Annotated in this window: 13 protein-coding genes; 3 read left to right on the forward strand and 10 right to left on the reverse strand. The window is 70.3% G+C overall.

Annotated elements, in window-relative coordinates:
* Nucleotides 1-52: 52 nt before the first annotated feature.
* From fabF to fasR, 5 genes are all read right to left on the reverse strand, one after another.
* A complete protein-coding gene (gene fabF / locus ACFY1J_RS03345) occupies nucleotides 53-1,315 on the reverse strand; it encodes a beta-ketoacyl-ACP synthase II (RefSeq protein ID WP_390706373.1) in 1,263 nt (420 codons plus the stop codon).
* Between the two features lie 107 nt (nucleotides 1,316-1,422).
* Nucleotides 1,423-1,671, reverse strand: coding sequence for an acyl carrier protein (locus ACFY1J_RS03350; RefSeq protein ID WP_015660680.1), 249 nt, complete (start codon nucleotides 1,669-1,671; stop codon nucleotides 1,423-1,425).
* A gap of 105 nt (nucleotides 1,672-1,776) precedes the next feature.
* Nucleotides 1,777-2,808: a ketoacyl-ACP synthase III gene (locus ACFY1J_RS03355; RefSeq protein WP_390730496.1), complete on the reverse strand. Its 1,032-nt coding sequence runs from the start codon at nucleotides 2,806-2,808 to the stop codon at nucleotides 1,777-1,779.
* Between the two features lie 23 nt (nucleotides 2,809-2,831).
* On the reverse strand, nucleotides 2,832-3,743 hold the full coding sequence (locus ACFY1J_RS03360) for an ACP S-malonyltransferase (protein ID WP_390706371.1): 912 nt from the start codon (nucleotides 3,741-3,743) through the stop codon (nucleotides 2,832-2,834).
* Nucleotides 3,744-3,832: 89 nt separating this feature from the next.
* On the reverse strand, nucleotides 3,833-5,038 hold the full coding sequence (gene fasR / locus ACFY1J_RS03365) for a fatty acid biosynthesis transcriptional regulator FasR (RefSeq protein ID WP_390706370.1): 1,206 nt from the start codon (nucleotides 5,036-5,038) through the stop codon (nucleotides 3,833-3,835).
* A gap of 72 nt (nucleotides 5,039-5,110) precedes the next feature.
* Between fasR and ACFY1J_RS03370 the strand changes: the two genes are divergently transcribed.
* A complete protein-coding gene (locus tag ACFY1J_RS03370) occupies nucleotides 5,111-5,764 on the forward strand; it encodes a pirin family protein (protein ID WP_390706956.1) in 654 nt (217 codons plus the stop codon).
* A gap of 177 nt (nucleotides 5,765-5,941) precedes the next feature.
* On the opposite strand, the gene ACFY1J_RS03375 is transcribed toward ACFY1J_RS03370, so the two are convergent.
* The gene (locus ACFY1J_RS03375; RefSeq protein WP_390706369.1) at nucleotides 5,942-6,763 is read right to left on the reverse strand and encodes a serine hydrolase domain-containing protein; all 822 of its coding nucleotides are present in this window, start codon (nucleotides 6,761-6,763) and stop codon (nucleotides 5,942-5,944) included.
* Between the two features lie 74 nt (nucleotides 6,764-6,837).
* Here ACFY1J_RS03375 and ACFY1J_RS03380 point away from each other — a divergent pair, with 74 nt between their 5' ends.
* A complete protein-coding gene (locus ACFY1J_RS03380; protein ID WP_390706368.1) occupies nucleotides 6,838-7,302 on the forward strand; it encodes a MerR family transcriptional regulator in 465 nt (154 codons plus the stop codon).
* A gap of 7 nt (nucleotides 7,303-7,309) precedes the next feature.
* On the opposite strand, the gene ACFY1J_RS03385 is transcribed toward ACFY1J_RS03380, so the two are convergent.
* From ACFY1J_RS03385 to ACFY1J_RS03395, 3 genes are all read right to left on the reverse strand, one after another.
* Nucleotides 7,310-8,161, reverse strand: coding sequence for a DUF4429 domain-containing protein (locus tag ACFY1J_RS03385; protein WP_390730497.1), 852 nt, complete (start codon nucleotides 8,159-8,161; stop codon nucleotides 7,310-7,312).
* A 66-nt stretch (nucleotides 8,162-8,227) separates the two neighbouring features.
* On the reverse strand, nucleotides 8,228-9,445 hold the full coding sequence (locus ACFY1J_RS03390) for an alpha/beta hydrolase (RefSeq protein WP_390706366.1): 1,218 nt from the start codon (nucleotides 9,443-9,445) through the stop codon (nucleotides 8,228-8,230).
* 83 nt (nucleotides 9,446-9,528) lie between these two features.
* Complete coding sequence (locus ACFY1J_RS03395) at nucleotides 9,529-10,155, reverse strand: TetR family transcriptional regulator (protein ID WP_390706365.1); 627 nt, start codon at nucleotides 10,153-10,155, stop codon at nucleotides 9,529-9,531.
* 66 nt (nucleotides 10,156-10,221) lie between these two features.
* On the opposite strand from ACFY1J_RS03395, the gene ACFY1J_RS03400 reads away from it, so the two are divergent.
* Nucleotides 10,222-11,877 (forward strand): MFS transporter, encoded by a 1,656-nt coding sequence (locus tag ACFY1J_RS03400; RefSeq protein WP_390730498.1) that lies wholly within the window; start codon nucleotides 10,222-10,224, stop codon nucleotides 11,875-11,877.
* Nucleotides 11,878-12,250: 373 nt separating this feature from the next.
* Here the strand turns inward: ACFY1J_RS03400 and ACFY1J_RS03405 are convergent, their stop codons facing one another.
* Entirely contained in the window at nucleotides 12,251-13,012 is a 762-nt protein-coding gene (locus ACFY1J_RS03405; RefSeq protein WP_390706363.1) for a potassium channel family protein, read from the reverse strand.
* Nucleotides 13,013-13,066 lie beyond the last annotated feature (54 nt).

The raw sequence follows: 13,066 nt of genomic DNA on the forward strand, positions 1-13,066 counted from the left end.
GGAAGGGCCCCCACCACCCGGTGGGGGCCCTTCACTTGCGTACCGGCGTTTCTCAGATCGTCCGGAACGCCAGCACCACGTTGTGCCCGCCGAAGCCGAACGAGTCGTTCAGCGCGGCGATACGGCCCTCGGGCAGCTGACGCGCCTCACCGCGGACCACGTCCGCGTTGACCTCCGGGTCGAGGTCGTCGACGTTGATGGTCGGCGGGGCGAGGCGGTTGGACAGGGCCAGGATCGACGCCACGGTCTCGATGCCGCCGGCGCCACCGAGCAGATGGCCGGTCATCGACTTGGTCGCGGAGATCGCCATGTGGTCGACGTCGTCGCCGAACACCTTGCGCAGGGCCTTGATCTCGGCGACGTCGCCCTGCGGGGTCGAGGTGGCATGCGCGTTCACATGCACGATCTCGGCCGGCTTGAGGTCGGTGTTGTCGAGCAGGTTCTGCAGCGCGTGCGCGATACCGTTGCCGGACGGCTCGGGCTGTGTGATGTGGTGACCGTCGGACGAGATGCCCTGGCCGACGGCCTCGACGTAGATCCGGGCGCCGCGGGCCTTCGCGTGCTCCTCGGACTCCAGGACGATCACGCCGGCGCCCTCGCCCATCACGAAGCCGTCGCGGTTGGAGTCGTAGGGACGGGACGCGCCCTCGGGGTCGTCGTTGTTCTTCGACATCGCCATCATGTTGCCGAACGCGACGATCGGCAGCGGGTGGATGGCCGCCTCGGTACCACCCGCGACGACGACGTCGGCGCGGCCGGTGCGGATCATCTCGATCGCGTAGCCGATGGCCTCGGCGCCGGAGGCGCAGGCCGAGACGGGGGTGTGCACACCGGCGCGGGCACCCAGCTCGATACCGACGTTGGCCGCCGGGGAGTTGGGCATCAGCATCGGCACGGTGTGCGGGGAGACACGGCGTACGCCCTTGTCCTTCAGGACGTCGTACTGGTCGAGGAGGGTCGTCACGCCACCGATGCCGGAGGCGATGACCGCGCCCAGCCGGTCGGGGTTGACGGACGTGTCCTCGCCCGCCCTGGCGGTGAAACCGGCGTCCGTCCAGGCCTCCTGAGCGGCGATCAGCGCGAACTGAGCGGACCGGTCCAGCTTGCGGGCCTGCGGGCGGGGGAGGATCTCGCCCGGTTCGACGGCGATCTGCGCGGCGATACGGACCGGCAGTTCGGCCGCCCACTCCTGCTCCAGGAGGCTGACGCCGGACTTGCCGGCGACCAGGGCCGCCCAGAACGAAGCTGCGTCGCCACCCAGCGGTGTGGTTGCGCCGATACCGGTGACGACCACGGTGCGATTGGTCGGGCTCACGGGAATTCTTTCTCCAACGGATACGGGAGGACTACCCCCGCGTCAGCGGGGACTACGGCGCCACCGCCGGGTGGCGGGGCCTTGCAGCCTCAGGCTCGAGGGGTGACTCAGGCCTGGTGCTTGAGGATGTAGTCGGTGGCGTCACCGACGGTCTTCAGGTTCTTGACGTCCTCGTCCGGGATCTTGACGTCGAAGCGCTCTTCGGCGGCGACGACGACCTCGACCATGGACAGCGAGTCGACGTCCAGGTCGTCGGTGAAGGACTTGTCCAGCTGGACGTCCTCAACCGGGATGCCGGCGATCTCGTTCACGATGTCGGCGAGACCGGCGACGATCTCTTCCTGAGTGGCGGCCATGTCAGGCGCTCCTTCGTAGATATCCAGACGGTGTTTGGCGCCCGCCGCGTGAGCGGCAGGTGTTTGCGGTTCCCGCACCGGATCGCATGATCCGGCACGGAGTGCCTAGGGGAGGGTAACGACCGTGGCGGCGTAGACGAGACCCGCCCCGAATCCAATGACGAGCGCGGTGTCGCCGCTCTTCGCCTCGCCGGTTGCCAGAAGCCGCTCCATCGCGAGCGGAATCGAGGCCGCCGAGGTGTTGCCGGTGGTGCGGATGTCACGGGCGACCGTGACGTGCTCCGGCAGCTTGAGGGTCTTCACCATCGAGTCGATGATCCGCACGTTGGCCTGGTGCGGGATGAAGACGTCCAGGTCGTCCGCGGTGATCCCGGCCGCGTCCAGCGCCTGCTGGGCGACCTTCGCCATCTCGAACACGGCCCAGCGGAAGACCGCCTGGCCCTCCTGGGTGATCGCGGGGAACTTGATGTTGCCCTCGCTGTCCAGGGGCAGTTCGGCGAGGTCGCCGACCCGGTAGCGGTCCCAGGTGATCGTCTGCTTGATGGTCTCGGCCTTGTCGCCCTCGGAGCCCCAGACGGTCGGGCCGATCCCCGGCTCCTGCGCGGGGCCGACCACGACCGCGCCCGCGCCGTCGCCGAACAGGAAGGCCGTCGCGCGGTCCTCCAGGTCGGTCAGGTCGGACAGCCGCTCGACGCCGATGACGAGCACGTGCTCGGCAGAGCCCTCGACGATCATGCCCTTGGCCAGGGTCAGGCCGTAGCCGAAGCCCGCACAGCCCGCCGAGATGTCGAACGCGGCGGCCTTGGCCGTGCCCAGCTTGTCGGCGATCTCGGTCGAGATGGCCGGGGTCTGGCTGAAGTGCGAGACGGTCGAGACGACCACGGCGCCGATCTGCTCCGCGGAGATGCCCGCGTCGGCGATCGCCTTGCCGGAGGCCTCGATCGCCATCGCGGCGACGGTCTCCTCCGGGCCCGCCCAGTGCCGGGTCTCGATGCCGGAGCGCGAACGGATCCACTCGTCGGACGAGTCGATCTTCTCGAGGATCACCTCGTTGGGCACCACACGGGTGGGACGGTAGCCACCGACACCGAGGATGCGCGCGTACGGGGCGCCCTTGCTGGGCTTGATCTTCGACATGATTCGGTACGGCTCCTTAGGCGTCAGGCGTGCTCGGCGATGAGCTCGCGGGCCGCGTCGAGGTCGGCGGGGGTCTTCAGGGCCAGCGTCTTGACGCCCGGCAGGGCGCGCTTGGCCAGGCCGGTCAGTGTGCCACCGGGGCATACCTCGATGAGCGCGGTGACGCCGAGCTGCTGGAACGTCTCCATGCACAGGTCCCAGCGAACCGGGTTGGCGACCTGGCCGACCAGGCGCTCCAGCACCTCGGCGCCGGCGGCCACGGTCCTGCCGTCCTTGTTGGAGACGTAGGTGACCTTGGGGTCCGCGGGCGCGAGGTCCGCGGCGGCCTTGGCCAGCGTCTCGACCGCGGGGGCCATGTGGTGGGTGTGGAAGGCGCCCGCGACCTTCAGCGGGACGACCTTGCGGACGCCCTCGGGCTTGTCCTCGTTCAGCGCGGCGAGCTGCTCCAGCGTGCCCGCGGCGACGATCTGGCCCGCCCCGTTGATGTTCGCCGGCGTCAGCCCCAGCTTCTCCAGATGCGCGACGGACACCTCGGGGTCGCCGCCCAGCAGCGCCGACATGCCGGTCTCGGTGATCGCCGCGGCATCGGCCATGGCCAGCCCGCGCCTGCGTACGAGACCCAGCGCGTCGGCCTCGCCCAGAACGCCCGCGAAGGCGGCGGCGGTGATCTCGCCGACGCTGTGGCCCGCGACCGCGCCCGGGGAAATGTCACCCAGTGCCGTGGCGGACAGGATCCCGGCGGCGACCAGCAGCGGCTGGGCCACCGCGGTGTCGCGAATGGCGTCCGCGTCGGCCTGGGTTCCGTAGTGGACGAGGTCCAGTCCGATGGCGTCCGACCATGCGGCGACGCGGTCGGCGGCACCGGGGAGGTCGAGCCAGGGAGTCAGGAAGCCGGGCGTCTGGGCGCCTTGGCCGGGAGCGACGAGTACGAGCACTCTCACACTCTCTCTTGGGGACGGCCGAGGCCGCCCGTGGGGACAGGGACGAAGAACACGAAGGGGTTTTGTGGGGCCCCGACAAAAACCTAGGGTTGAGGATCTCCATCTGCCAGACGCCCCAGGATCAGCGCGATCCGCAGCGTGAACGCGGATCGTACATCGGATGGCGACCAGCCGGTGACGTCAGTCACACGTCGAAGCCGGTAGCGCACGGTGTTCGGGTGAACGAAGAGCATCCTCGCCGCACCCTCCAGGCTGCTCGCCTGCTCCAGATAAACACTCAAGGTTTCCAGGAGCGCCGATCCGGCCTCTTCCAGTGGTCTGTAGATCTCCTCCACCAACTGCTCACGGGCGTTCGGATCGCCCGCGATGGCCCGCTCCGGAAGGAGATCGTCCGCCAGGACCGGCCGGGGCGCGTCCTGCCAGGCGGAACACGCTTTCAGGCCCGCGGCCGCGGCCTGCGCGGACCGCGTCGCGGCCAGCAGATCGGACACGACGGGCCCCGCGACCACCGGTCCGGCGGCATAAGGCCCGATCAGCGACTTGGCGACGGCCAGCGGATTGTCGTTGCCGCCCGCGATGACCACGAGCCGGTCCCCGAGCACCCCGGTGAGCACCTGGAGCTTGGCGTGCCGGGCGGCCCGCCGGATGGCCTCCACCGTGAGCTCGGAGTCACCGTCCGGCGCGGTCCCCAGCACCACGCACACGTGCTCGGGCGAATTCCAGCCGAGGGCGGCGGCCCGGCTGACGGCGCCCTCGTCGGCCTCACCGCTGAGCACCGCGTTCACGACCAGCGACTCCAGCCGGGCGTCCCAGGCACCGCGTGCCTCGGCGGCCTGCGCGTACACCTGGGCGGTCGCGAACGCGATCTCCCGCGCGTACACCAGCAGCGCCTCGCGCAGCACGCCCTCGTCCCCGGGAGCGGCGACCTCGTCGATCGCGCTCTCCATGACCTCGATGGTGGTGCGCACCATCTCCACGGTCTGCCGCAGCGTGATGGCCCTTGTCAGCTCGCGCGGCGCGGTGCCGAAGACATCCGTCGAGATGGCCTGCGGGGCGTCCGGGTGCCGGAACCACTCGGTGAAGGCGGCGATGCCCGCCTGGGCCACGAGCCCGATCCAGGAACGGTTCTCCGGTGGCATGGCCCGGTACCACGGCAGGGTCTCGTCCATGCGCGCGATCGCCTGGGCGGCGAGGCTGCCGGACGACTTCTCCAGCCGCTTCAGGGTCGCGGAGTGCGCATGGACGTCGTACGTTGCGTGTTCGGGCTTGCGGGTTTCGGGTTCGGGCACGGGACAAGACTGCCTTATCCGGACGGGAGCGTGCGTCGCCGGGTCGGGACCGCGGACTACGGTGGTGCCGTGATGGACGTACGGCGCGCAACGGAGCGCTACCGAGGGGGAGACCCCGACGCCGGGATCGACTCCCGCCACGCCTTCTCCTTCGGCCCGCACTACGACCCCGGGAACCTGCGCTTCGGCGCGGTCATCGCCTGCAACGAGGAGCGGCTCGCACCCGGCGCCGGATTCGACGAGCACCCGCACAGCCACACCGAGATCGTCACATGGGTGGTCGAGGGCGAGCTGACGCACCGCGACTCACAGGGCCACGAGACGCTGGTCCGCCCCGGAGACGTGCAGCGCCTCAGCTCGGCGGGTGGCGTCCGCCACATCGAGCGCAACGACGCCGACACCCCGCTCACCTTCGTGCAGATGTGGCTGGCCCCCCTGGACCCCGGCGGCGACCCGGCCTACGAGATCGTCCGCGGCATCGCCGACTCCACCCCGTACGCCGTCCCCGAGTCCGGCGCGATGCTCCACGTACGCCGCCTGGCCTCGGGGGCGCGAACAGCGATCCCGGACGCGGCATACGTGTACGCCCACGTGGTCCGCGGCGAGCTCCGGCTGGCCGGGGAGAATCTGGGCCCGGGGGACTCGGCCCGGATCACAGACGCGAAGGACGCGGAGGCAGTGGCGGTGACGGAGACGGAGCTGCTGATCTGGGAGATGACCGCCTAGCCTGCCCGCTCAGCTGCGGGCAGTCGTGCCTCCCCCAAGCTCTTCGAGCAGGGGGGACCCCCAGGCGGCACGGGTGGGCGATGGGGGTCCCCCCTGCTCGAGCGAAGCCGAGAGCTTGGGGGAGGCACCCCGCAAGCGCCGGCGAGCGCCCCCACCCCCGCCCAGCCACAGCAAACGTCAGCCCCGCAACTCCGCCAGCACCGCATCCGTGAACACCGGCCACGCCTCGATCGCCCAGGGCCCGAAGGCCCGGTCGGCCAAAGCGGCGCACGCCACCCCCACAACCGGGTCGATCCACAAAAACGTACCGGATTGCCCGAAATGCCCAAACGTCCGAGGCGAAGACGAACTTCCCGTCCAGTGCGGAGACTTGCCGTCCCGGATCTCGAAGCCGAGCCCCCAGTCGTTCGGATTCTGATGCCCGTACCCCGGCAGCACCCCCTTGGTCCCGGGAAACTGCACGGTCATCGCCTCGGCGACGGTACGGACATCCAGCAGCCGAGGCGCCTGCACCTCGGCAGCGAACCTCAGCAGATCCTCGACCGTGGAGACACCGTCCTTCGCCGGTGACCCCTCCAGCGAGGTCGACGTCATGCCCAGCGGCTCCAGCACGGCCTGCCGCAGATACTCCGCGAACGGAATGTCCGTCGCCTTGGCGATATGGTCCCCGAGCTGCTCGAACCCGGCGTTGGAGTACAGCCGCCGCTCCCCGGGCGGCGCGGTCACCCGGTGCTCGTCGAAGGCCAGCCCGGAGGTGTGGGCGAGCAGATGACGGACCGTGGACCCGGGCGGCCCGGCCGGTTCGTCCAGCTCGATCGCCCCCTCCTCGCACGCCACGAGCGCCGCGTACGCCGCGAGCGGCTTGGTGACCGAGGCCAGCGCGAACCGCTGCCGGACGGGACCGTGGCTCCCCAGTACCGCACCGTCGGCCCGTACGACCCCCGCCGCCGCGGTGGGAACGGGCCAGCTCTCGATCGAAGTGAGACTCTTCAACGACATGCAGCCGAGCCTAAGCGACTTCTTACCGGGGTCCGGTTGCTTGGAGTGCACTCGAAGGCCATAGCGTGGGGACCATGACGGTGATGCAGACCTCGCCCGTGGCCACCGAGCAGACTTCGACCCCCGTGGACCTCTGCGCCGCGCCACCCCGGAGGCATCCGCGGCCCGACGGTCAGGACAGCTACACGATCAGCGAGGTCGTCGCCTTCACCGGACTGACCGCCCACACCCTGCGCTGGTACGAGCGGATCGGGCTGATGTCCCACATCGACCGCTCGCACACCGGCCAGCGCCGCTACAGCAACCGCGATCTGGACTGGCTGGACTTCGTGAGCAAGCTGCGGCTCACCGGTATGCCGGTCGCGGACATGGTCCGGTACGCGGAACTGGTGCGCGAAGGCGAGACCACTTACGCCGAGCGGCACGAGCTGCTGGAGTCGACCCGCAGGGATGTGCTGGCCCGTATCGCCGAACTCCGGGACACGCTCGCCGTACTCGACCGGAAGATCAGCTTCTACGCGAGCGGAAGCACCGCGTAGCGCGCGGCTAGAGCTCCGCCAGCAGCTCGGCCTTCTTCGTCGAGAACTCCTCGTCCGTGACCAGCCCGGCCCGGTGCAGCTCGCCGAGATGACGGATCCGCTCGGCGATGTCCGCGGGGTCGCGCCGGCCCGCCGTGGCCGGCACCGCCGCCGCCGGCCCTCGGGCCCGCACCGCCGCCAGGACGGCCGCGGCGAAGGGCAGCGACTCGTGCACGGGACCGTAACCGAGCCCGAAGACGACCGTCGCCGGATCCTGGTCCGGCTGGGCGGGCTGCTCGACGGTGGAGTCGCGGTGCAGGAGCCGCAGATGGCCTTCGAAGACCTCGGGCGAGCGCCACTCGACGCCGCTCAGGCCGGCGACCGGGAAGCTCTGGTCGCCGGCCTTCCACTTCGCCGAGGAGGCGCCGGTCCAGGACCACCGGAACTGCACCGAGGACCCGTCGAAGGACGCCTTGCCGTCGTACGCCTTGAAGTGCCGGGGAGCCTCGGGCGCGGTGACCAGATGGCGTTCCGCGGGCCCGGACTCGGTGAGCTGCGCGCGCAGTTCGTCGGCGTAGTACTCGGCGAGGGTCTCGCGCTCGGCGGGCAGGACCAGCCGGTAGGGGTCGGAGCCCTCCTTCAGCTGCCCGGCCGCCGCCTCCATCAGCGGATCCGCGCCGGGGCGGGGCTCGGCCCGCAGTACGACGGTGCCGCGTTTGCCGACGCCGAGCGTCACACCCGCGAGCGCGGCGAGCGGGATGCGCCGCTCCCCAAGAGCCTGGAACAGCTTCGGTGTTCGAATCCCCCGTTCGTAGCGGATGAGCACAGAGTCGGACTCGAACTCCCAGGCGGCATGAAATCCGGCCAGTACGTCACCCATGCGGCTCATCGTATGCGGCACGCGCTTTTTCGTCCCCTCCCCGCGCAGACCGCAGTTCCTGCGCCTCTACGCGCGTCCTGCCGTGTCGGTGCCGGACAAACCCTCCCGGCACACCTCGACATCGTGCGCACACGTCACCGCGCGGTACGCGCCAACACCGATGTCGGCGAAGTTCCGCAGGCTGTCCGTGCCCGGCTCGAAATAGCCGCTGTGTCCCTGCGCGTCCCGCGCCGAGAGCACCCGCGCGCCGAACGCCGAGGACACCGGATCGGCACCGTGCCCGAGGCCGCCGACCTCCAGGTAGGGCACGTCCTGGACCCAGTCGGTGGCGTCCCGCATCGCCCACACCCGCGCCGAGGTGCCCAGGTGCGCGGCATCGGAGACCCGCATACCGGGGCTCGCGGCCACGGCTATGTCGGCCACCCGGTCGGGCATCGCGTGCGCGGCGACCCCGCAGACCACGGAGCCGTAGCTGTGGCAGAACATCGACACGGGCGCGCTGCCGGGGAGCGCGTGCAGCAGGGCGTTCAGCCGTACGGCGCCGTCCTCGGCGCGCATTGCCGTGGCCGCGTCCACGCCGAGCCCGTTGGGCGCGGTGTAGTCGGCCCAGGCGATCACGGCCGTACGGGTCGTGGGGCTCGCCGTGCGCTCGGCCGAGTACAGGGCCTCGGCCATGCCGGCCGTCGCCGAGTACTTGCGGTTCGTCTTCTGGAAGGTGAGCAGGTCGGTGTCGACGCCGGGGACGACGACCGAGATCCGCTCGGCCTCGTCCAGGTTCCCGAACACCTCGGCGATCCGGCCCGTGCCTTCGGGATCGAAGGAGAGGATCTGGCGGCCGCCGGACATCAGCGACTCGTAGCGGTGCATACGACGGCCCGCCTGCTGCTGCCCGGCCGGGCTGAGCCGGCTGTCGTGCATGCGCTTCTTCTCGACCTTGCGCGCCTGCTTCATGGCGAGGTGATTGGCCTGGTAGCGCAGCTCGACGGGGGCGCCGTTCATATTGCCGACCGCGAGCGGGTAGCGGTGCGCGAGGCGGCCGCGCTCCTGCTCGGTGAGCGAGGCGAAGAAACGGGCGAGCCGGGCGGGGGACGCGTCCGGGTCCGGCAGTTGGTGGCCGTGGAAGCGGCCGTGCTCCCACTTCGTGAGCGAGGCCTGGAGAGGAGTCGTCTCCCGGTGGGTGCGCAGGGCGGTCCAACCGGTGGTCGCGAGCATCACGAACACGACGCCCAGCGCGAGCAGCGCGCGCCAGACGTTGAGTTGCGGGGAGGTGTCGAAGGAAGTCACTGGGAGGACACACTAGGAGAACGGGAGGGTCTCGCGGTAACCGAGTGACAGGGATCACGTTTCAAGCGCACGTGACAATGGCCTCAGTCCTTCCGCCAGCTCCCGACGAGCGCGGGTCCCACCTGATCGAGGTGGGCGGCGGTGAGTTCGCGGATCGCCCCGACGCTGGCGTCGTCCCCCACGGACCAGGCGCGTTCGGTGACCCGGATCACCGCGCCGAAGACGGCCACCACGAGCCGCGGACGCGGGTCCGCGTCGACGTCCAGGCCCTCGCGTTCGGCGATGATCCGCGCGATCTGCTCCTCCAACTCCGCCGAGCGCCGCAGATGGGCGGCGAGCAGGGCGGGCGTCGCCTCGATCATCCGGTAGGCACGCATGTGGAGTTCGACCGGGACGACCTGTTCGACGGCCTCCTCGATGGTGTCCCAGCTCTCCAGCACGGCTCGGCGCAGCGCCTCCAGCGGGGCCTCGTGCGGCGGGCGTTCGCGCACCGCCTCGACGTAGTGCGACTCGGCGAGCCGTGGCACGAAGAAGGCCACGTCCTCCTTGCTGGCGAAGTAGCGGAAGAACGTGCGCTGCGACACATCGACGGCCTCGGCGATCTCGTCGACGGTCGTCTCCTCGTAGCCCCGGGTGGTGAACAGTTCGAGCGCGGACCGCAGCAGTGCGTCCCGGGTGCGCTGCTTCTTGCGTTCGCGCAGTGTTTCCATATGTGTCAGTTACCGACTTGTGATTTGGTTTGTCAATTGTCAGCGGCTGTCACTAGCCTCGATGGCATGACTAGTCAGACCACCATCGACACGACGGGGTCGGGGGACAGGGCGGACAAGGTTTCGTCGGCCCCGTCGGACCCGGTCCCGGCCGCGGGCCTGCGCGGCCACCCTTGGCTCACCCTCATAACCGTGGCCGTAGGGGTCATGATGGTGGCCCTCGACGGCACCATCGTGGCCATCGCCAACCCGGCGATCCAGAAGGACCTCGGCGCCACCTTCGCGCAGGTCCAGTGGATCACCAACGGCTACTTCCTGGCCCTCGCGGTCTCCCTGATCACCGCGGGCAAGCTCGGTGACCGCTTCGGCCACCGGCAGACCTTCCTGATCGGTGTGACCGGCTTCGCCGCCGCCTCGGGCGCCATCGGCCTGTCGCACAGCATCGCCGCGGTCGTCACCTTCCGCGTCTGCCAGGGCCTGTTCGGCGCGCTGCTGATGCCGGCCGCGCTCGGCCTGCTGCGGGCCACCTTCCCGGCCGAGAAGCTCAACATGGCGATCGGCATCTGGGGCATGGTGATCGGCGCGTCCACCGCGGGCGGTCCGATCCTCGGCGGTGTCCTGGTCGAGCACGTCAACTGGCAGTCGGTGTTCTTCATCAACGTGCCGGTCGGCCTGATCGCCCTGGTGCTGGGCGCGCTGATCCTGCGCGACCACCGCGCCGCCCTCGGGCGGAGCCCGCTAGATGAGCACAGCGCGCCGCGCTCCTTCGACCTCCTCGGCATCGCACTGCTCTCCGGCGCGATGTTCTGCCTCGTCTGGGCGCTCATCAAGGCGCCGGCCTGGGGCTGGGGCGACGGCAGGACCTGGGCGTTCATCGCCGGATCGGTGCTGCTCTTCGCCGTCTTCTCCTTCTGGGAGACGAAGGTCGAGGAACCCCTCGTCCCGCTGGGCCTGTTCCGCTCGGTCCCGCTGTCCGCGGGCGTGGTCCTGATGGTCCTGATGGCGATCGCCTTCATGGGCGGTCTGTTCTTCGTGACGTTCTACCTCCAGAACGTCCACGGCATGAGTCCGATCGACGCCGGACTCCATCTGCTGCCCCTCACCGGCATGATGATCGTCGGTTCGCCGCTCGCCGGCGCGATGATCACCAAGCTGGGCCCGCGCATCCCGCTGGCCGGCGGCATGGTGGCCACCGCGGTCGCCATGTACGGCATGTCCACGCTGGAGACGGACACCGGCAGCGGTGTGATGTCGCTCTGGTTCGCCCTGCTGGGCCTCGGCCTCGCGCCCGTCATGGTCGGCGCGACGGAGGTCATCGTCGGCAACGCCCCGATGGAGCTCTCCGGTGTGGCCGGCGGTCTCCAGCAGGCGGCGATGCAGATCGGCGGCAGCCTCGGTACGGCGGTGCTGGGTGCCGTGATGGCCTCCAAGGTCGACAGCGACCTGCCGGCCAACTGGGCCGACGCGGGGCTCCCGAAGCTCACGCCGACCCAGCTCGACCAGGCCTCGGAAGCGGTCCAGGTCGGTGTCGCGCCGGTCGCCAAGGGCACACCGGACGTGATCGTCGCGAAGATCACTTCGGTCGCGCACGACACCTTCATCTCCGGCATGAGCCTGGCGTCGCTGGTCGCCGCGGGCGTGGCGGCCGTGGCCGTGCTGGTGGCACTGCTCACCAGGCGCGGCGAGAACGCCGACGCGGGTGCGGGCGTGGGCCACATCTGAGTTCGCCCATCAGGGTGACGCGACCGAAGATCACTCACCTCCGCCACGCACCTCAGTTCACAGTGGGTCAAGTCCTCCGCAGGGCATAGGAGGACCCCCAACTGCGGCGCGCTGCTGGAGGGGGGCAGCGCGCCGACAAGTCCGAGTACCCGCCCCACCCAACTGCGCCCACCCGTCCCACCCAGCGGCGGTCACCGATCCCGCCCAACTGCGGGCAGTCGTGCCTCCCCCAAGCTCTTCGAGCAGGGGGGACCCCCAGGCGGCACGGGTGGGCGATGGGGGTCCCCCTGCTCGAGCGAAGCCGAGAGCTTGGGGGAGGCACCCCGCAAGCGCCGGGCAGCGGGACCCACCCCCACAGGGCAACCCCAACCCCCTACCCCGGCCGCTCCTCCACCGCCTCCCGCGCCGAAGCCAACGCAGTCAACGCGGCCACCTCCGCCCGAAGCCCCCGTACCTCCGCGGCCAAGGACTCGATCGCCTCGGTCTGCCGCCGCTCCTCCACATCGTCCTTCTCGAACCGCGCGATGAACCACGCGGCGATGTTCGCGGTCACCACACCCAGCAACGCGATCCCGGACAGCATCAGCCCGACCGCGATCATCCGCCCCAGCCCGGTGGTCGGCGCATGATCCCCGTACCCGACGGTCGTCATCGTCGTGAACGACCACCACACGGCGTCACCCAACGTCCGGATGTTCCCGTTCGGCGACTCCCGCTCCACCGACAGCACGGCCAGCGACCCGAACATCAGCAACCCGACGACCGCCCCCGCGACATACGTCGTCAGCCGGATCTGCGAAGCCATCCGCGCCCGCCGCCCCACCAGCAGCAGCGTCGAGACGAGCCGCAGCAGCCGCAGCGGCTGGAGGATCGGCAGTATCACCGCGCACAGGTCCAGCCAGTGCGTCCGTACGAACTCCTTGCGCCGGCGCGCGAGCGCCAGCCGCACCAGATAGTCCGTGGCGAAGGATCCCCACACCACCCACTCCACGACCGTGCACGCGGCCGTCAGGGAGTGGCCCGCCGAACTGTCCACGATCGGCACGGCATAGGCGACGGCGAAGGCCACCGCGAGCGCCAGCAGGGGCCGTTGGGTGCGCCGCTCCCAACGCGCCTGCGCCGATTGTTCCTCCATGCCCGCATCGTAAGGAAAACGCGGGGGCGGTGGAGCATCGAGCCCCACCGCCCC

It is taken from the genome of Streptomyces sp. NPDC001406, assembly GCF_042895285.1.
Taxonomy (GTDB): domain Bacteria; phylum Actinomycetota; class Actinomycetes; order Streptomycetales; family Streptomycetaceae; genus Streptomyces.

Excerpts from the sequence above, each read along its gene's own strand:
- ACFY1J_RS03370 (WP_390706956.1), top strand. The coding sequence starts at position 5,111 with ATGGACGTACGGCGCGCAACGGAGCGCTACCGAGGGGGAGACCCCGAC.
- ACFY1J_RS03380 (WP_390706368.1), top strand. The coding sequence starts at position 6,838 with ATGACGGTGATGCAGACCTCGCCCGTGGCCACCGAGCAGACTTCGACC.
- ACFY1J_RS03355 (WP_390730496.1), bottom strand. The coding sequence starts at position 2,808 with ATGTCGAAGATCAAGCCCAGCAAGGGCGCCCCGTACGCGCGCATCCTC.
- ACFY1J_RS03375 (WP_390706369.1), bottom strand. The coding sequence starts at position 6,763 with ATGTCGTTGAAGAGTCTCACTTCGATCGAGAGCTGGCCCGTTCCCACC.
- ACFY1J_RS03405 (WP_390706363.1), bottom strand. The coding sequence starts at position 13,012 with ATGGAGGAACAATCGGCGCAGGCGCGTTGGGAGCGGCGCACCCAACGG.
- ACFY1J_RS03385 (WP_390730497.1), bottom strand. The coding sequence starts at position 8,161 with ATGGGTGACGTACTGGCCGGATTTCATGCCGCCTGGGAGTTCGAGTCC.
- ACFY1J_RS03400 (WP_390730498.1), top strand. The coding sequence starts at position 10,222 with ATGACTAGTCAGACCACCATCGACACGACGGGGTCGGGGGACAGGGCG.
- ACFY1J_RS03395 (WP_390706365.1), bottom strand. The coding sequence starts at position 10,155 with ATGGAAACACTGCGCGAACGCAAGAAGCAGCGCACCCGGGACGCACTG.
- ACFY1J_RS03350 (WP_015660680.1), bottom strand. The coding sequence starts at position 1,671 with ATGGCCGCCACTCAGGAAGAGATCGTCGCCGGTCTCGCCGACATCGTG.